Source organism: Bacillus sp. PK6-16 (assembly GCF_056530295.1).
This window is the reverse complement of record NZ_CP096511.1, coordinates 257,050-274,186: the sequence shown is the minus strand read 5'-3', so window position 1 is coordinate 274,186 and position 17,137 is coordinate 257,050. Positions and strand designations below refer to the sequence as shown.

At 36.3% G+C, this 17,137-nt stretch carries 17 protein-coding genes; 7 read left to right on the top strand and 10 right to left on the bottom strand.

What is annotated here, in order from left to right:
• Positions 1 to 541: 541 nt before the first annotated feature.
• Together M1D66_RS01305 and M1D66_RS01300 are read left to right on the top strand one after the other, a co-directional pair.
• Positions 542 to 1,420, top strand: coding sequence for a cell wall-binding protein EntA (locus M1D66_RS01305; RefSeq protein WP_000733328.1), 879 nt, complete (start codon positions 542 to 544; stop codon positions 1,418 to 1,420).
• Positions 1,421 to 1,505: 85 nt separating this feature from the next.
• Positions 1,506 to 1,808: a DUF3910 family protein gene (locus tag M1D66_RS01300; RefSeq protein WP_001102541.1), complete on the top strand. Its 303-nt coding sequence runs from the start codon at positions 1,506 to 1,508 to the stop codon at positions 1,806 to 1,808.
• 171 nt (positions 1,809 to 1,979) lie between these two features.
• Here the strand turns inward: M1D66_RS01300 and M1D66_RS01295 are convergent, their stop codons facing one another.
• The 3 genes from M1D66_RS01295 to M1D66_RS01285 are packed head-to-tail and all read right to left on the bottom strand — an operon-like array spanning position 1,980 to position 5,419.
• A complete protein-coding gene (locus M1D66_RS01295) occupies positions 1,980 to 3,359 on the bottom strand; it encodes a zinc ribbon domain-containing protein (protein ID WP_242554940.1) in 1,380 nt (459 codons plus the stop codon).
• Positions 3,360 to 3,371: 12 nt separating this feature from the next.
• Entirely contained in the window at positions 3,372 to 4,922 is a 1,551-nt protein-coding gene (locus M1D66_RS01290) for a zinc ribbon domain-containing protein (protein ID WP_242554939.1), read from the bottom strand.
• 5 nt (positions 4,923 to 4,927) lie between these two features.
• The gene (locus tag M1D66_RS01285; RefSeq protein ID WP_001281753.1) at positions 4,928 to 5,419 is read right to left on the bottom strand and encodes a zinc ribbon domain-containing protein; all 492 of its coding nucleotides are present in this window, start codon (positions 5,417 to 5,419) and stop codon (positions 4,928 to 4,930) included.
• Between the two features lie 158 nt (positions 5,420 to 5,577).
• On the opposite strand from M1D66_RS01285, the gene M1D66_RS01280 reads away from it, so the two are divergent.
• Together M1D66_RS01280 and M1D66_RS01275 are read left to right on the top strand one after the other, a co-directional pair.
• Positions 5,578 to 7,197, top strand: a complete 1,620-nt coding sequence (locus M1D66_RS01280) for an SWIM zinc finger family protein (protein WP_016123792.1) — start codon at positions 5,578 to 5,580, stop codon at positions 7,195 to 7,197.
• Positions 7,181 to 9,937 carry a DEAD/DEAH box helicase gene (locus M1D66_RS01275; protein ID WP_000610119.1) on the top strand — a complete coding sequence of 919 codons (2,757 nt, stop codon included), beginning with the start codon at positions 7,181 to 7,183 and terminating at the stop codon, positions 9,935 to 9,937. Before M1D66_RS01280 ends, M1D66_RS01275 begins: the two co-directional genes overlap by 17 nt.
• A gap of 214 nt (positions 9,938 to 10,151) precedes the next feature.
• On the opposite strand, the gene M1D66_RS01270 is transcribed toward M1D66_RS01275, so the two are convergent.
• Positions 10,152 to 10,637: a VanZ family protein gene (locus tag M1D66_RS01270; RefSeq protein WP_001080707.1), complete on the bottom strand. Its 486-nt coding sequence runs from the start codon at positions 10,635 to 10,637 to the stop codon at positions 10,152 to 10,154.
• A 111-nt stretch (positions 10,638 to 10,748) separates the two neighbouring features.
• Here M1D66_RS01270 and M1D66_RS01265 point away from each other — a divergent pair, with 111 nt between their 5' ends.
• Together M1D66_RS01265 and M1D66_RS01260 are read left to right on the top strand one after the other, a co-directional pair.
• On the top strand, positions 10,749 to 10,973 hold the full coding sequence (locus M1D66_RS01265) for a DUF1659 domain-containing protein (RefSeq protein WP_000963861.1): 225 nt from the start codon (positions 10,749 to 10,751) through the stop codon (positions 10,971 to 10,973).
• 115 nt (positions 10,974 to 11,088) lie between these two features.
• On the top strand, positions 11,089 to 11,304 hold the full coding sequence (locus M1D66_RS01260) for a DUF2922 domain-containing protein (RefSeq protein WP_001197591.1): 216 nt from the start codon (positions 11,089 to 11,091) through the stop codon (positions 11,302 to 11,304).
• 21 nt (positions 11,305 to 11,325) lie between these two features.
• Here M1D66_RS01260 and M1D66_RS01255 read toward each other — a convergent pair whose 3' ends face one another.
• The gene (locus tag M1D66_RS01255) at positions 11,326 to 11,724 is read right to left on the bottom strand and encodes a DUF4359 domain-containing protein (RefSeq protein ID WP_000731405.1); all 399 of its coding nucleotides are present in this window, start codon (positions 11,722 to 11,724) and stop codon (positions 11,326 to 11,328) included.
• Between the two features lie 192 nt (positions 11,725 to 11,916).
• Here M1D66_RS01255 and M1D66_RS01250 point away from each other — a divergent pair, with 192 nt between their 5' ends.
• The gene (locus M1D66_RS01250) at positions 11,917 to 12,423 is read left to right on the top strand and encodes a competence protein ComK (RefSeq protein ID WP_000997459.1); all 507 of its coding nucleotides are present in this window, start codon (positions 11,917 to 11,919) and stop codon (positions 12,421 to 12,423) included.
• Between the two features lie 55 nt (positions 12,424 to 12,478).
• Here M1D66_RS01250 and M1D66_RS01245 read toward each other — a convergent pair whose 3' ends face one another.
• The 5 genes from M1D66_RS01245 to M1D66_RS01225 form a co-directional block, all read right to left on the bottom strand.
• Positions 12,479 to 12,949: a sigma-70 family RNA polymerase sigma factor gene (locus M1D66_RS01245; protein WP_098771218.1), complete on the bottom strand. Its 471-nt coding sequence runs from the start codon at positions 12,947 to 12,949 to the stop codon at positions 12,479 to 12,481.
• Between the two features lie 218 nt (positions 12,950 to 13,167).
• On the bottom strand, positions 13,168 to 13,836 hold the full coding sequence (gene yknW, locus M1D66_RS01240) for a YknW family membrane protein (RefSeq protein ID WP_000387955.1): 669 nt from the start codon (positions 13,834 to 13,836) through the stop codon (positions 13,168 to 13,170).
• 114 nt (positions 13,837 to 13,950) lie between these two features.
• The gene (locus M1D66_RS01235) at positions 13,951 to 15,153 is read right to left on the bottom strand and encodes an ABC transporter permease (RefSeq protein WP_000054370.1); all 1,203 of its coding nucleotides are present in this window, start codon (positions 15,151 to 15,153) and stop codon (positions 13,951 to 13,953) included.
• Positions 15,150 to 15,830, bottom strand: coding sequence for an ABC transporter ATP-binding protein (locus M1D66_RS01230; RefSeq protein WP_242554938.1), 681 nt, complete (start codon positions 15,828 to 15,830; stop codon positions 15,150 to 15,152). Before M1D66_RS01230 ends, M1D66_RS01235 begins: the two co-directional genes overlap by 4 nt.
• Positions 15,827 to 17,020, bottom strand: coding sequence for an efflux RND transporter periplasmic adaptor subunit (locus M1D66_RS01225; protein ID WP_000937316.1), 1,194 nt, complete (start codon positions 17,018 to 17,020; stop codon positions 15,827 to 15,829). The genes M1D66_RS01230 and M1D66_RS01225 overlap by 4 nt, the downstream gene beginning before the upstream one ends.
• Positions 17,021 to 17,137: the final 117 nt, after the last annotated feature.

Below are 17,137 nucleotides of genomic sequence, written 5' to 3'. Positions count from 1 at the left end.
GGACAGCCTTACCTTTCGTATAACCTTTTCACTCTGCAAGAGCTACAAGTTAGAAATACTGCTGTCAAATTGTGTGAGAAAAACGCGGATAGGAATGTATTTTCCTAAAAAAGGATGTGTTACATATGTAAAAAAGGGCAAAGTTCTTCCTTGCAACCCTTTCGTTTTGTAACAATTATGCGGTTTTTTTGCTAGTATATAGCACGTGTTTATAGCTTCACAAACAAAATGTTTATGTTTATATAACTATATTACCCATAAAACGGTAAAATACTCAAGGAATGTAATCGTTTAGTAAACATCATGTAACATTCCTGTAATATTTTTATTTACGTCGAAAAAAACATGTTGTATTAAATATTTTGAATATAACTAGAAACCTATGAGTCATATAGAATGAAAAACGCTTTCCTATATTTTTTGTTATATTACAGGATGTTAACGACTTATTACGAATGGTTTGTAATTGTGTGTTTTCCCCAAATCCGAAAAAATCTGTTGCTATAATGAGGACACGAAAACAAACGCAATGGAGGCTATCATGAAAAAATTAATTGGTATAGCAACAGCAGCAGTTTTTGGTCTTGGGATTTTCACATCATCTGCTAATGCAGAAACTGTTGTAACAACAGACGTACTAAACGTACGCGAAAACCCTACTACTGAATCAAAAGTTGTCGGTAAATTACTAAACGGTAATAAAATAGATGTTCAAAATACAGAGAACGGATGGTCAAAAATTACTTTAGACGGTAAAGACGCATTCGTAAGTGCAGAGTTCACAAAAAGCATCTACTACGTAACAGCTAACGTATTAAACGTACGTGCTGAAGCGAACACAAACTCAGAGGTTCTTGGAAAGTTGAAGAAAGACGATGTAATCGAAACAACGAACCAAGTACAAAATGAGTGGTTACAATTTGAATATAACGGGAAAACAGCTTATGTTCATGTTCCTTTCTTAACAGGTACAGCACCTGTAATTGAGAAACAAGAAACAACTGCTCCTGCTAAAGCTGCAGCACCAGCTAAGGCTCAAGCACCTGTAGCACAAGCAAAACCAGCTGCTAAGCCTGCTGTGAAAGCTGCTGAAACTAGCACACCATCTGGTGGTCGTGAGTTAACAGTTGTAGCTACAGCATATACAGCTCACCCGAGCGAAAACGGTGGCACATATGGCGGCCGTGTATTAACTGCAATGGGTCATGATTTAACTGCGAATCCAAACATGAAAATGATCGCTGTTGACCCGAAAGTAATCCCATTAGGATCTAAAGTATGGGTAGAAGGTTACGGAGAAGCTATCGCTGGAGATACTGGTGGTGCAATTAAAGGTAACCGTATTGATATCTTACTTGGATCAGATAGCGCTGCTCAAAAATGGGGACGCAAAACTGTTAAAGTGAAAATTTTAAAATAACCAATGACTGCTAAATTACAAGCCGGTTCTCTTTATTGAGAGCTGGCTTTTATTTATTTATAATACATATAAGGAGGCTACGCCCATGAATGTACAAGCAAAAGTAGACTGGATTGGTACGCCAAAACCGTACATATATAAAGATGAAGTAACATATAACGCTACTTCTATTGATTTCTCACTCGCTGGCGATGATAATCGCTATAAGTTAATTGTGCTCAAGTCTGAAAACAATACACATTACAAAATTGTGCAATATGGAATAAAACCAGGCTCTCAAAAGCCATTTCCTATCGACATTCCATTTGAACAAAACATGTTACCAATTATAGAACAAATATTACATGATTCGTATGTACAAGCGATACTAAAGGAAACACACTCATAATTGTAAAAAAATATATCAACGATTTTTCAATTATATCTATCATAAATCGCAATATATCAACGATTTTCCGATTATATCTATCATAACTTACGATATATCAACGGTTCGACACGAAATATCGATTTAGCTACAAAAAAGAAGCTGTTCAAATATTGAACAGCTTCTCACATATTAACGAGTTGGACCAGATACATCTTCTGATTTCAACGTATTATTTGCACCAAGAGAATGATACAACATCTTTCCATTTCCATTCACAGTTACAATATGTTCGTTATTAAAACTTTTGAACTTCACAGATCCATCACCGTAACGAATATGGTACTCTTCATATGTCGTTACTTTATATTTCGTAGCACTTTGACGCTCTACATTACGAACTTCCATTGTTAATAAGTCTTCTGTAATTCCTTTTTTGTGTAAATACTGTATATAATCACGGTCTTCCTTATACGATTTTCCGCTCTTATCATAATTATTTTCAATTAAACTAAAATCATTTAATGAAATTGCACGTACGTTATCATAAATATGATTTCTTACAAATTCGCCCACTGCTGAACTTGATGTTTCTTTCGGGAATTTTAAGTAATATGTGCTTTGGTCTCCAATTTTAACACTTTCAGATTTCATCACACCAAGATCAGTAGTTTTCTCTAAATGTACTTCTACTGTTTCATCTGTTGGTACAGGACCAAGTTTATAACTTCCATAATTTAATTTTCCACGTTTTTTCCCATTCACAAATACAGTTGCATCACTTTCATCAGAAGAAATGCTTACATACTTGCCTTCAAGCGATAAATCCACTTTCACCTTCTCGCTCTGTTCATCCGCTACATCTACTTCTTTCTCTGTTTCTAATTCAGTAAGTTCTGCCTTCGCCGTTGCCTTTACAACATATGTACCTGGGAAGTATGGCCCCAACTCTTTCGAAGTTTTATCACTAGAAAGCTCTGCTTCTTTTTTGTCATTCACATATATTTCTGCATTTTTTGCAGTTGTACTAACGCTCATATAATAAGATTTCATGCTGAACTTATACTTTGGATATAAGAACCACTCTTTTCCCTCTTCTACTATTTCCCCGTCCTTAAATGAAGATTTATCTTTTGTTAACTTTTGATCTACTGTCTCTTTCTGTAAATAAGACAGTAATTGTTTGTTGTAAGAAGGATTCTCTTTTAAATAACGCATGTACGCTTTAAGATCCTCTGTCTTAATCTTTAAGCTTGAATCATTTGCTTTTACAAACTCATCAATTGCATTAATATCTTTCTTTTGGAATGCTTCAATCATTACATTTACTTGCTTTTCTTTTGAAAACTTATATGCTCCAAATTTATATGCCCCAAATAATAATGCAGCAATAATGGCAAAACCAATGATTAAAAATAAATTTTTCTTACTTTTCACTGATTTTGTCTCACTTTGTAATTCTGTATATGAAGCAGCAGTGTTATCAACGATTACTTCTACTTTACTCCCACACTCAGGACAAAAGTTCAAATGGTCTGCAACGTTCTTTTTACATGTTCCACAAAACTTCAACGTGCTCTCCTCCTATTTTTTAGCTAATTTCATTCCAGCAAATGCTGCTACATATGTCACAATAAAACTAAACAAAATTAAATATGTAAATGAATTTTGCATAGATAGTACTGTTCCGCTTGTTCCAAATAAACTTGTTACCGTTCCTGAAACATTAATTTGGAACTTAGAAATCATATTCATTACAATCATCATAATTGTGTAAGAACCACTACATACCGCTAATGTAATATATATATTGGCAGTCGGTAATTTAGCTAACTTTCTTCCCGCTCTAAACATAAAGAACAATGGAATAATAAGCAGTAATAAACCATAATGGAATACGTTATTCACTCTATCAAATTCTGCAAGGCTTTCCTCATTTGCTCCTTTTGAAATCAATATCTCTCTAAGCTCTACGCCATTTACAGAGACGCCTGATATAAATGAAAACGATAGTGTGCTCTCATATGCATTTGATTTCTTACCAATTCTAGTAAATTCCTTACTAAGTGCTGGACTTGATACTTCTAACGGCGCAAAATGAGCCATACTCCATAATTGAGGTGTTAACTCTAATGCTAATAATGTACTTTCAGATTTTAAAGTTGTTATTTCTTTTAATGGTTCAATACCGTCTTCCTTACTTACTAACGCCATAATACAAACCGCTACTGCTGTTACTAAAAGTCCTTTTATCATAGCCGAAACACCGTAATAAACAGACGCTCCATATGGCATTAACTCTTGAAATGCTGCTGCCATATTGTTTTTGCTTGTATGAGCAATAAATCCTAATAAGGTAAATAATGTCCCACATACAAAACCACTCAATAAACTCTTCATCGCTGAATAGCCAACCGTAATCTTACCTGCTTCTGAGAATGGGATTGCAAAAGATTGTGATGCTATAAAACTTATAATGAATAAAAAGACTCCATAAATAATACCAACTGTTGCTGCCATAAAGATTTGATCTTTAATCGTTTTCGCAACATGCTGTTTCCCTAACCAAATTCCTGTACCAGCGAAAATAATAAATGGAATGATTAATAATAATGTAAATGGAGTATGCCAAGATAAAGAAAATATCAATCCACTATCATCGTTAGCTGTAAAACCAAGTAAATGGTAACTTAACATCGTAGAAGTTGCACTCGAATAAAAACTTGGCAACATTTCTAATTCTTTCGCAAATTTGCTAAACATCTCACTTAACATAGAGGCAAATAATAAACTACCAATCCAACCAGCAATTAACATGAGAATACTTGCAACAGCCCCACCAATAAAACCTTTTTGTAAAACGGCTTTATCTGCTTTAAATTCAACTTTAGGAGCACCATCCATTGTAGGCAATTTTACAGTTTGTTCTTTTTTCTTCACAACAGATAAAGAATACCCACACTTTTGACAATATAAATTTTTTTGAGCATTTTCACTGCCACAACCTCTGCAGTATTTTGCAGTATCTTTTTCTAATGTTACTGCATCTATAGCTCCTGCAATCTCCATACTACCTTCATTTGGGCAATAATTTACTTCTTCACCATGTTGTTTTCCACATGTGCGACAATACATTTAATTCACTCCCCACTTTGCTTAATTCCACAAACTGGACAGTAAGTAGAGTTTTTATCGATATGCTCATTACATGAAATACAATTTACCGTTTCACCTTCATTTTCTACTGCTAACATCGGGTTAGGCTTTCCACACGAACCACAAAACTTATCATTTATTGATAAAGGTCCACCACATTCGCATGTAGCTTTTTCACCTTGTTGTTTTTGCAATTCAACAATGCGCTTTCTTGCTTGATAAATAGCTACATCAAATTCTTGAACTGGAGCAATCATTTCTTTTAAGCTCGCTTCATTTACTCCACTTCCTCTTAATTGAACATACACTTGCTGTCCAACCTCTAATAGAACCTCTGCTTTTTTCTGCATTTGCACTTGCATTCCCTTTTTCAATTGAGCAATTTCTTGTGCAACTTGCAACTTCATTTTCCCTTGTTCTATTCCTTCTTGTAACTTATTCATTCCACTACCTAATTTCGTCTGTAAATCTGACAAATCATTTCTCCTCCTATACATATATATTCATATATGAAATTAACATTTTATATATTACCATGATTTTCAAGTTATGTAATCCAAATTTCATTTTTTCTGTTTTGAGCATTTTTTGTTTATAATGGTAAAGGAAAGAAATATGTGTACGGAGGAATATTATGCTGCAACACTCAATTACGAAAGATGAAATTATGATGATTGCGAATGAGTTCGTTCAAGGACTAGATCCACAGCAAACAGCTGATCAGGAACATGTCGCTACAGCTCGGCACCTATATCGTAGTGGTGTTGTCTACAACGTTGACTTTGATGGTTATACACTATCAGGAACTGTAGATGCGGAAGGCAACGTATATAGCGTTCATATTCCGATTCGTAATGTCGCTGAAAGTTATTGTGATTGCTTCGCACCAACACAATGTGAGCATATGCTCGCTGTATTACTATCTGCAGCGTCTAGTTTCGGGCAAGTAGGAGATGTATTAACTTTATTTAAAAATAATACGAAACCTTCCCTTCCTCCTATTCGAACTGCAAGACAAGTATTGCAATCATCAGCTTTTGAAGAAACGGATTATAAAAGTTGGGAATCATATTTTGAAAAAGAATATGAATCATTTAAAAAAGAACAAGCTCGCCTTACTTATAAACAAATGTATTTTCTTATGAGTATCTTTACAGATTTCTATACGAAGCTTGAGCGGAAAGCTCCGCGCGTCATCGCCATACATGAATTATTCAGGTTACATGCAGCACTTTACTGCTTTCAAAAATTATTAGAAGAAATCCAGGCATTCGAAGCAAACAAAACGTATTCTTATCACCAACCTGTTAATGTCGTTCGCCTATTTGTAGACAAAGTGGAATCCATCGTTCGGGACTTACAATCAGAAGCGATTCCTTCAGAGTCTGAAATAATTTTGCAAGAAACAGCTCGTCTTGTTCATGAAGTATTCTTCTCTACCGACGCTTATACACAAGAGCGATTTTTCATTTATCGCCACATATGGAGTGAACTTTTAAACAATAAAGAGAAAATACAAGAGGAAGAAAAACGAATCGATACGAAAATCAATCCACTATCTAAAGCATTAGCGTCTTCTCACCTTCTCTTTTTAAATGAAGAAGATCTACTAGCGATGGACTTACTAAAAAAACAGCCTGCTTCTGTTGTGAGTCTATACTTCTATTGGTTAGAAGAACTATTAAGTGCCATGCAGTGGGATCGTGCAAAAAACTGGCTTTCCTTTACGTATAAACAAGTAAAGAAAACGCTCCAAGATCACGAAAATACGATTTTTATAAAAGATATCGTTCGGCTATTTGTAATCATGTATGAAACATACGCAACACATACAAATGAACAAGCTGGTTTTGAAATGATTTTACAAGAACTATTACCGTATAGTTTCACAAACTATGAACAGTACGTACTCGCGAAAAAACAGTATCACACATGGGCAGAGCTTCATCTCTTATATGGGTTTGAAGCAATTGAACTGTTAAAAGAACCACTGAAAGATATTGAGAAAGAAGCGCCAGAAGCAGCACTTCCTCTTTATCATCTTGCTGCTGTAGAGGCAATTGAAGAACGAAATCGTAAATCATATAGACGCGCAGTTCGTTACTTAAAGAAATTACGTACATTATATAAACGATTAAAACGCACCGATGAATGGGATGCTTTCATTATTCACATCGCCAATCTCCATTCACGTCTGCGTGCACTACAAGAGGAATTACGGAAAGGAAAATTAATCGATGATCAATCAAACTGAAGTAACAATTAGGCTCCAGCATGTTAGTCAAGGTTGGTTCCTTTGGGGAGAAGATGACAGCGGTACTCCATTATCCGTAACAAGTTGGAAACGAAATGCATTCACATGGCACTCCACTTCTTTCTACGGTACGTTTCTAAAAGAAGCAACCTTCGAAGGAAAACAAGGTGTGCTACTAACAAATGCACAAGCCTTTGAATACATTGCAAACAAACCGATGAATTCCTTTGCACATATTCAACTGAACGGCCCTATTACAGCACTTACAAAAGATGCAAATGAATTATGGGATGCCTTTACGAGTGGTAGCTTCGTACCAGATATGGAGCACTGGCCCAAGCAACCATCTTGGAAAGTTCAAAATACGCCAATTGAAGATGACACATTAGCATCTCTTTTCTCAGCAGCAGTTAATGAAAGCATATTACAAGATAATCGCTCAAATGACGGCTGGGAAGATGCTAAAAGACTATATGAACATTACGACTTTACGAAAAGACAATTGGAAACAGCACTACATGAAGAAGATTGGCTTCGAAAAATTGGTTATATTGAAGATGATCTTCCGTTTACAATCGGACTAAGACTGCAAGAACCACAAGAAGAATTTGAAATGTGGAAGCTTGAAACAATCGTGACACCAAAGCGCGGGGCGCATCGCATATATGTATACGAAAACATCGATTCCTTACCGAAAAGATGGCACGATTACGAAGAACGTATTACAGAAACACAAGAAGGTTTTAGTAAGCTCATACCGTGGTTAAAAGAAGGAGATACGTTCCGAAATGAGCTCTTTGAAACAGAAGCGTGGAACTTCTTAACAGAAGCAAGCAATGAATTACTTGCAGCCGGCATTACAATTTTACTACCATCATGGTGGCAAAATTTAAAAGCAACAAAACCGAAATTACGTGTCCAGCTGAAGCAAAATACAGTACAAACACAATCGTTCTTCGGTATGAATACGCTCGTTAATTTTGACTGGCGAATTTCGACGAACGGCATTGATTTATCAGAAAGCGAGTTTTTTGAACTCGTTGAACAAAACAAACGTCTATTTAATATAAACGGTCAATGGATGCGACTAGATCCAGCCTTTATCGAAGAAGTAAGGAAACTCATGAACCGTGCCGATAAATACGGACTAGAGATGAAAGATGTTTTGCAACAACATTTATCAAATACGGCTGAAACAGAAATTGTAGAAGATGATAGTCCTTTTACTGATATTGAAATCGAACTAGATGGATATTATGAGGAACTATTCCAAAAGCTACTTCATATTGGAGATATTCCAAAAGTAGATGTCCCTACTTCACTAAACGCAACACTTCGTCCGTATCAACAACACGGCATTGAATGGCTATTATATTTACGAAAGCTTGGATTTGGAGCATTGCTAGCTGACGATATGGGACTCGGGAAAAGTATTCAAACAATCTCTTACTTACTATATATAAAAGAAAACAATCTCAAAACAGGCCCTGCATTAATCGTAGCGCCGACATCTGTTCTTGGAAATTGGCAAAAAGAATTTGAGCGTTTCGCACCGAATTTACGTGTTCAATTACATTACGGAAGTAATAGAGATAAAGGCAATTCATTTGAAGATTTCCTTCAATCGGCAGATGTTGTATTAACATCTTATGCATTGGCTCAGCTCGATGAGGAAGAACTAACTTCATTATGCTGGGATGCTGTTATTTTGGATGAAGCACAAAATATTAAGAACCCACATACGAAACAGTCAAAAGCAGTACGAAACTTACAAGCAAATCACAAAATCGCTTTAACTGGTACGCCGATGGAAAATCGCCTCGCTGAACTTTGGTCCATTTTCGACTTTATTAATCATGGATATCTCGGAAGCTTAGGGCAATTCCAACGTCGCTTCGTCACACCGATTGAAAAAGATCGTGATGAAGGAAAAATTCAGCAAGTTCAACGGTTTATCTCACCATTTTTACTGCGCCGAACGAAGAAAGATCAAACAGTCGCATTAAATTTACCAGATAAACAAGAACAAAAAGCTTACTGTCCTCTTACTGGTGAACAAGCTTCCTTATATGAACAACTTGTTCAAGATACACTGCAAAATGTCGAAGGATTAAGTGGAATTGAAAGACGCGGCTTTATATTACTTATGCTGAACAAGCTAAAACAAATTTGTAATCATCCAGCTCTTTATTTAAAAGAAGAAGAGCCACAAAATGTCGTTGAACGCTCTATGAAAACAAAAACGTTAATGGAGCTCATCGAAAATATAAAAGATCAAAATGAAAGTTGCCTCATCTTCACTCAATATATCGGCATGGGGAACATGCTAAAACGTGTGCTAGAAGAAAAATTCGGCCAGCGTGTCCTCTTCTTAAACGGTAGTGTACCGAAAAAAGATCGCGACAAGATGATTGAGGAGTTCCAAAACGGAACGTATGACATTTTTATCTTATCCTTAAAAGCTGGCGGAACAGGATTAAACTTAACCGCTGCCAACCATGTCATTCACTACGATCGTTGGTGGAACCCAGCTGTGGAAAATCAAGCAACAGACCGCGCATATCGCATTGGTCAAAAACGATTTGTTCATGTTCACAAACTCATTACAACAGGAACATTAGAAGAAAAAATTGATGAAATGCTAGAAAGAAAACAATCTCTAAACAATGCGGTCATCACAAGCGATAGCTGGATGACTGAACTATCAACAGACGAACTAAAAGAATTACTTGGTGTATAAAGTGAAACTTTAATCAGTGGGGGTTTTGTTCATCCCCACTGATTATTAGTTGAACCAATCGGGCTTTTACGGGCAGTTGATCACCTCCCTAACTCCTTTGCTTTCGCTGAATTTTGAGGTGGGGGTCTTACTGCCCGTTAATGCGGGATAAAGTGAAACTTTAATCAGTGGAGGTTTTACTCCCCGCAAAAAAAGCGCTAATCTCGAAATGAGATTAGCGCTTTTTTCTATTCCAAAACCAATTACTTATTATAATCCCCGTTAACCCGCCGCACGTATCAAGCAATGAATCTTGCCACATTGGTGTACGGTCCCCCGTATACCATTGGTGAATTTCATCAAATGTTGCATAACCCGCAACGAAAAGAAGGGCATATATAAAGCATCTTTTCCTCGAATGACCTGATCGATGAAAAGCGTAATAAATCAATGAACCTAGCATAAAGAACACCATAAAATGAGCACCTTTACGAAGGAAAAACTCAATAAATCCGCCTACACCTTTATTCGCAATACTAACAGGGGTTCCTCCACCATAATCGATAGATACCCATGAAAAATGCTCTTTCACAAATTCAACATTTACATATTGTTCAATATCTGAACGCATATCCTGCTTTTTATATGGTTGTGCCGAAGAATAGAAAATCAGCCCCATCCATAGTAATACAGGAATCCAAAATAACCATTTACGATTCATTATCCAGAATTCTCCTCTCTTAATCTTTTAAGGGTACCAAAAAAAAGAAAAAATTTCACGCCAAAACATGACATTCATGCCCTATTTATAAAGTGAAAGGAGGTGATACACATGGCAATTGAAACAATCGTAATGGATTTAACTTTACGTCTTGTCTTAAACAACGGATTAGATAAGAACGGCAAAACAGTTTTCAAGAGCAAACAATTTAAACGTGTTAAAACAAATGCGAGCTTAGATCAAGTACACAATGTAGCTCATGCTCTAGCTTCCTTACAAGCATCACCACTTCACGCTGTACAACTTGTAAGCACATCAGATCTTTCTAAACTATAAAGTAAAACTTGGATCAGTGGGGATTTTATTCATCCCCGCTGATTATTAGCCCGCAATTTAACCGGCAGACCCAAATCCGTAAATAGCGGGATAAATACAAAGGAGGGAATAACACATGCAAGTACTAGAGTTGATTTTCGCAAAAGAAGATGGAAAAACAGTCGTTTTTTCTATCGATACGCCCATCACACCAATCGATGCACAAGTCGTAAATCAAGTAATGGATACAATCCTTGCCTCATCTGTATTTTCATCCATTGATGAAAATACAAGAAAAAAGGGAGCTCGCCTTATAGAAAAAAATGTATCTGAAGTTCAAATTACTTTATAAAATAAAAAAGACGAATCTGCATCATTTTGCAGATTCGTCTTTTTTCTTCGGCATTTCAATCGGGATAAAAATCTTTGAAAAACCGACGCATACATACTTATAATGTTCTTCCCCTATATCAAACTCAGTCGTATATGTTGAGAAGAATATATAATCATTTCGCTTCGTATAATGATCGATTAATAACCCAACTTGTGGCTCAACATACTTTTTCGCTAACTTTTTACCGGCCGATGCCAAGTCGCCAAGGAGACCCTCTTCATTCTCTTTTTGAACTTCATCTAGCTTCTTACTCACATCATTACGCTTCATAAACTGCTTCGCTGCCCATTCTGTATATTCTCCTTTACTCGGATTACTGTTTGCTAAATATACTAGGAGAACGACAACTAAAGCCATAATAATATACTTTTTCTTCATACTATATCACCGCCTACTCTTTTCTATTTTCATATATATGTACAAGCGATGCAAATTAGAAAGACTATCACCTATTGATTGTAAACGAATAGCCAAAATTTACAATACAAAACAAAATATTAACACCAAGTTTACTTATTCCGTATATAATTATATTCGAAATATTAATTTCATAAGGGAGGACTTAAAATCATGAATGATGAAAATAACATTATTATTTCTAGTTCTACTATGATGCTTGTTCCATACAATCACCCTTATTATCGTACAAAACTTATCGACAGTAGCGGAAATGATCTTCGTTCCTGCCAAACCGCATTACAACTCATCAAAAAATCTTGCTTAACCCATATTCACTCTACTTATCAAGGCAGGCGTAATGCAGTCCAAACAAATTTTAGATTCAAACAAAACGTTCCAATTCCAATTAATCATCGGGAATACATTTGTACTTTTCCAACAGAATCTCCTTCATCTCCAAACTGTATATGGCTATTTTATAACCACATACACGATATAGACTTTTGCCAAAAGATTAAAAAGGCTAAAATACATTTTTCAAATGGCACTACAACAACAATATCTATCAGTCCCCATAAATTGCAGCAACAATTATTAAAAGCTGGATACATACTATCTCGTATGAACATGCAAGATTCACTACAATTTAAAAACCCCTTGTTACATTTACTACATTAAACTAACAAATAGAATGGAAAGCAACATCTCTTGCCTTCCATTCTTATATTAATATTTATCCTCTTACACTATCTCGCATTTTCTCAAGTGCTTGCCGATACATCCATCTTACTTGATAATATGTCATTTCCGTCTCTAAAGCGATTTCTCCCATCGTCTTCCCTACAAAAAAACGTTCAAAAATAATATACTTCTCCTTCTCATCTAACACGCTCATAAAATCCTTCACTCTTATTTCAACATCCTCAAAATGAAAGATATCCTCATACTCACCTACACATACACATCTCTCCTGCACTGCGAACTCTTTCTTCAATCTCTCTAATATATAACCACGCACCGTTACAACTGCATATGCAGGGAAATACCCCTTCTTTGCATCAAATCTTTCATACGCATGCCAAAGACCAATTAAACCACATTGATAATACTCTTCATAATCTTTACGAATACCTAATTTCTTTATTTGATTTACAATCATCCCTTCATATAAAACAACTGCCTCTGTAAAAGTCGCTGGCTTCACACAGTACCCGTTTCTAAAAGGTATACCTTTCTAGTATTCCGCGGTACCTTCACAATATAAAAATAAAGAAAAGATTTCACTGTGAGTAATTTCAAATACTACCGACAGAATTTAAAATTACACTAGATAGTATTTGAAATTTTGTTGGTGGTATTTGAAATAGGGGTAAAAATAAAAAAGGTGACTCTTGGAAGAGCCACCTTTTCTATCTTATTTCCTTATTGGAACATACCTTGTAAAGCTCCGATTCCAAGAGTTAAAACAAAGAAAACAATAGTAATAATTGTTGCCTGCTTTTTAGTCAAACCTGCTGTAATTTGAAGACCTAGCCATGTAACTACATATCCCCAAATTGTAAACACTTCAAATTTACTTACAATACCTTTTACAACACCACTACTCGAGGCGAAAATTGGTCCTAGGCCAGTGTACATTTCTTGACCCGATCCACCTAAAATATAAGCTAAAATTATATTTATTAATACACCAATTAATGAAATAACACTTGAATATACAGTAATCGCCAATAATTTTTTATAAGAAGTATCATTGCTCATAAACACCATTAATACTTTATACACTACAGCACTTAGTAAGAAACTAAATCCCATACCAAGAGCACCTACACCGAATCCCATACCATATGTCATTCCAGCTGAAACAGTAACACCTAACTCCTTATTGAGCTCAATTGCTTCAGGTGTTAGAGAATATACATAAGCAGCAAATCCCCCAATAAGTCCACCTAATAAAACAAGTAGCCAAAACGCTCCCCAAACTGCATTACTCGTTTTCATTCTTTCGAACTGCACTCCAGGAGAAGTGATCATTCCGAACAATGATGGCTTTTCTCCACCAACTTTTTGCGTATTCAAATTAGCTTCCATTATAACGCCTCCTTCTATTTATATAACCCGTTCTAACGGGCGGTTCACTTCCTCACGCAAGAGGCTACGAACCGCCCACTAGAACGGTAATGTGTAGTTCTACTACACTATTAATTACTCATAACGCAATGCTTCAATTGGATCTAATTTCGCAGCTTTATTTGCTGGAATTAATCCGAAAATAATACCAAGTGTCATCGAGAACAGTACGCCTCCAACGACAACTTCCCATGAAACGAGTGGTGGCCATTTTGCGAATGTAGAAACGATATATGCTCCGCCATACCCAAGGCCAATTCCGATTAAACCACCTAGAAGCGTCAACATAACTGCTTCAATTAAAAACTGTAATAAAATTTTACTACGCGTTGCTCCAAGCGCTTTACGTATCCCAATTTCGCGCGTACGCTCCGTTACAGATACAAGCATGATATTCATAACACCAATACCACCAACGACTAATGAAATACCAGCGATACCACCGATAATCATCGTCATGATGCTAGTTACTTTAGAAACATTTTCTTGGAGTTCTTTTAAATTCACCAGTTCATATTTACCTGGGATTTCACTTGGCTTACGACTATTTAATACATCAACAGCTCGTTTCCCTGCTGCTTCTAAATTGTCTACATTTTTAGCTTGAATGGCGATATTTTGAATATCATCAGTTCCGTATAAAACAGGCCATAATGTAAGAGGGATTAACGCTTCTTCCATTTCAAATCCCATAAACTCATTATCAGATGTATACACACCAATAATTTGCATTGGCTGTCCCTTCATCTCAATAATTTGTCCAACTGGGTTTACGTCCTTAAATAACGTCTCCTCTGTTTTTGTGCTAATCATCACAACGTTATTCGCGTGAGAAATATCTGATTCATTTAAGGAGCGGCCCTTTACAACCTTTACTTTATTAACCGCAAAATATTCATTATCAAGTCCAATAACATTCAGCCTTGCTTTTTTATCATTTACATCAAGTGTCTCTGTCGTCGAATTTGTTGTAATAACGTGTGAAACATCTTTCACTTGTTTTACTTCCAAAATATCCTCTTCCGTTAACTTCGGTATTTCAAATCCACCTATAGCAAATTCATCATTAATATCTGTTTTAAATTGAATTGGCATAAGGTTATTACCACCAGAACCTGCGAATTTCGACTTCAACATCGCTTCCCCGCCTTGCCCAATTGCAACGACAGTAATAATCGAACCTACCCCGATAATAATACCGAGCATCGTAAGAGCAGAACGTAGTTTATGAGCTAAAATAGAAGATAAGGCAATTTTTATACTATCTAGTAAACTCATATCGCACACCTTCTATCTTCTGTAACTTTCCCGTCTCGCAGTACAATGCGGCGGGAAGAATACGCTGCTACTTCCTCTTCATGCGTAACCATAACAATCGTCGTACCTTCTGCATTAAGCTTCGTGAAAATATCCATAACTTGCTCACCAGACTTCGTATCAAGTGCACCAGTCGGTTCATCGGCCATAATGAACGTTGGATTATTTGCAATCGCTCTTGCAATTGCTACACGCTGCTTCTGTCCACCTGATAACTCATTTGGTAAATGATGCACGCGATCTGCCAATCCAACTTTACCTAACGCCTCCAAAGCCCGCTTGCGACGCTCCGCTTTCTTCACGCCACCATATACGAGCGGAAGCTCAACATTTTCCACTGCGGAAAGACGCGGCAGCAAATTAAAATGCTGAAACACAAAACCGATATATTCATTACGAATTAAAGCAAGCTTTGACTCGTCTGCTGTTAAGATATTCACGTCATTCAGCATATATTCACCTTCTGTTGGACGATCTAAACAACCGATAATATTCATAAGCGTCGACTTACCAGAACCAGAAGGTCCCATAATCGAAACGAACTCACCGCTCTGAATCGTTAAACTAATACCGTGTAAAATCGGCACTGCCAATTTTCCTTGATAATACGTTTTAGCAATATGATTTAACGTAATCATTTCTCTTTCACTTCCATTCCGTCATACACATCGTCGGAAGGATTTTTAACCACCTTTTGCCCCACTGTTACGCCTTCTACAACCTCTGTCCAATCTCCATCAGTAGAACCTTTTTTCACATTTTGTTTACGAAGCTTCCCTTTATCCTCAACATAAACAAATGCATCATCGCCTTTTGCTACAATGCTCTTACTTGGGACAGCAATCATCTTCTTATTCTCTAAGTTTACTTGCAATGAAACATGATAACCTGGAGATAAACCATCTTGACTATCAAGACTTGCTTTATATGTATACTGAGACATATTTTGAGTTGCTTCACCCATGCCGCCAGCTTGCGCCATCTCTGCACTTGTTGGGAACTCACTTACCTCTGTAATCTTACCTGTCCACTTCTTCTTATTATTTGCTTTCGCCGTTACAGTGAATGTTTGATCCTTTTGAATTTGTGACTTCTGAAGCTCAGTTAACGTACCTTGAACTTGGAATGGATCTTTAGAAGCTACTTGTAAAAACGCTTTTCCTTGACCACCTAACGCTTGAGATGAACTTTGTGCCGCATCTTTATCTAACTTTTGAACAACACCAGCGAAATTACTATAAATCGTAAGTTCTTTCTGCTTCTTACTTAACTCTTCTTTCTGCAACTTTCCTTTTTCTTTCTCAAGGTCAATTGTTTTTTGTCCTATCTCTAACTCGTTTACTTGCTCGTCCATCGGATCTGTTACTTCTTTCCCAGCTCCGCTATCTTTCGCCTTCTTAATTTCTTTCTTCAACGAATCAATCTTCTTTTTCCCTTGATCATAACGCATATCCGCCATCTTCTGATCAAGCTCAGCTTGCTTCATTTGAAGGTTAATCTCTTCATTATCATAAGAGAATAACTTCGTGCCTTTCTCTACCTCTTGCCCTTCTTTTACCTCAATATCTTTCACTTTCCCTTTGGCCGGATCTGCATAGAAGCTTTCAATATTACCAGGCTTCACCTGACCAGAAATTAACTTCGTATTATTCAGCTTACGCTCTGTCACTTTCTCAAAACTTACAGCATCAGCATTTGTTGATGCACCCTTCTTCTTACCTTGCATAACAAAAATATTAATTGCCGCTACAATAACAATTAGTGCAATAACCCCAATAATAATCCATTTCTTCTTCTTGTTTGGAGTACGAACCGTATTTGGTAACATATTACCGCTCCTTTTTTATAACTTAATAGTTTAATATAAAAATTGTATAAAACTTTCTGAAAACAAAATACATATTATTACAATCTTTTTACAAAGTTTTACACATCCATTTATATT

Excerpts from the sequence above, each read along its gene's own strand:
- M1D66_RS01225 (WP_000937316.1), bottom strand. The coding sequence starts at position 17,020 with ATGTTACCAAATACGGTTCGTACTCCAAACAAGAAGAAGAAATGGATT.
- M1D66_RS01235 (WP_000054370.1), bottom strand. The coding sequence starts at position 15,153 with ATGAGTTTACTAGATAGTATAAAAATTGCCTTATCTTCTATTTTAGCT.
- yknW (WP_000387955.1), bottom strand. The coding sequence starts at position 13,836 with ATGGAAGCTAATTTGAATACGCAAAAAGTTGGTGGAGAAAAGCCATCA.
- M1D66_RS01280 (WP_016123792.1), top strand. The coding sequence starts at position 5,578 with ATGCTGCAACACTCAATTACGAAAGATGAAATTATGATGATTGCGAAT.
- M1D66_RS01290 (WP_242554939.1), bottom strand. The coding sequence starts at position 4,922 with ATGTATTGTCGCACATGTGGAAAACAACATGGTGAAGAAGTAAATTAT.
- M1D66_RS01270 (WP_001080707.1), bottom strand. The coding sequence starts at position 10,637 with ATGAATCGTAAATGGTTATTTTGGATTCCTGTATTACTATGGATGGGG.
- M1D66_RS01250 (WP_000997459.1), top strand. The coding sequence starts at position 11,917 with ATGAATGATGAAAATAACATTATTATTTCTAGTTCTACTATGATGCTT.
- M1D66_RS01275 (WP_000610119.1), top strand. The coding sequence starts at position 7,181 with ATGATCAATCAAACTGAAGTAACAATTAGGCTCCAGCATGTTAGTCAA.
- M1D66_RS01230 (WP_242554938.1), bottom strand. The coding sequence starts at position 15,830 with ATGATTACGTTAAATCATATTGCTAAAACGTATTATCAAGGAAAATTG.
- M1D66_RS01255 (WP_000731405.1), bottom strand. The coding sequence starts at position 11,724 with ATGAAGAAAAAGTATATTATTATGGCTTTAGTTGTCGTTCTCCTAGTA.
- M1D66_RS01260 (WP_001197591.1), top strand. The coding sequence starts at position 11,089 with ATGCAAGTACTAGAGTTGATTTTCGCAAAAGAAGATGGAAAAACAGTC.
- M1D66_RS01305 (WP_000733328.1), top strand. The coding sequence starts at position 542 with ATGAAAAAATTAATTGGTATAGCAACAGCAGCAGTTTTTGGTCTTGGG.
- M1D66_RS01300 (WP_001102541.1), top strand. The coding sequence starts at position 1,506 with ATGAATGTACAAGCAAAAGTAGACTGGATTGGTACGCCAAAACCGTAC.
- M1D66_RS01265 (WP_000963861.1), top strand. The coding sequence starts at position 10,749 with ATGGCAATTGAAACAATCGTAATGGATTTAACTTTACGTCTTGTCTTA.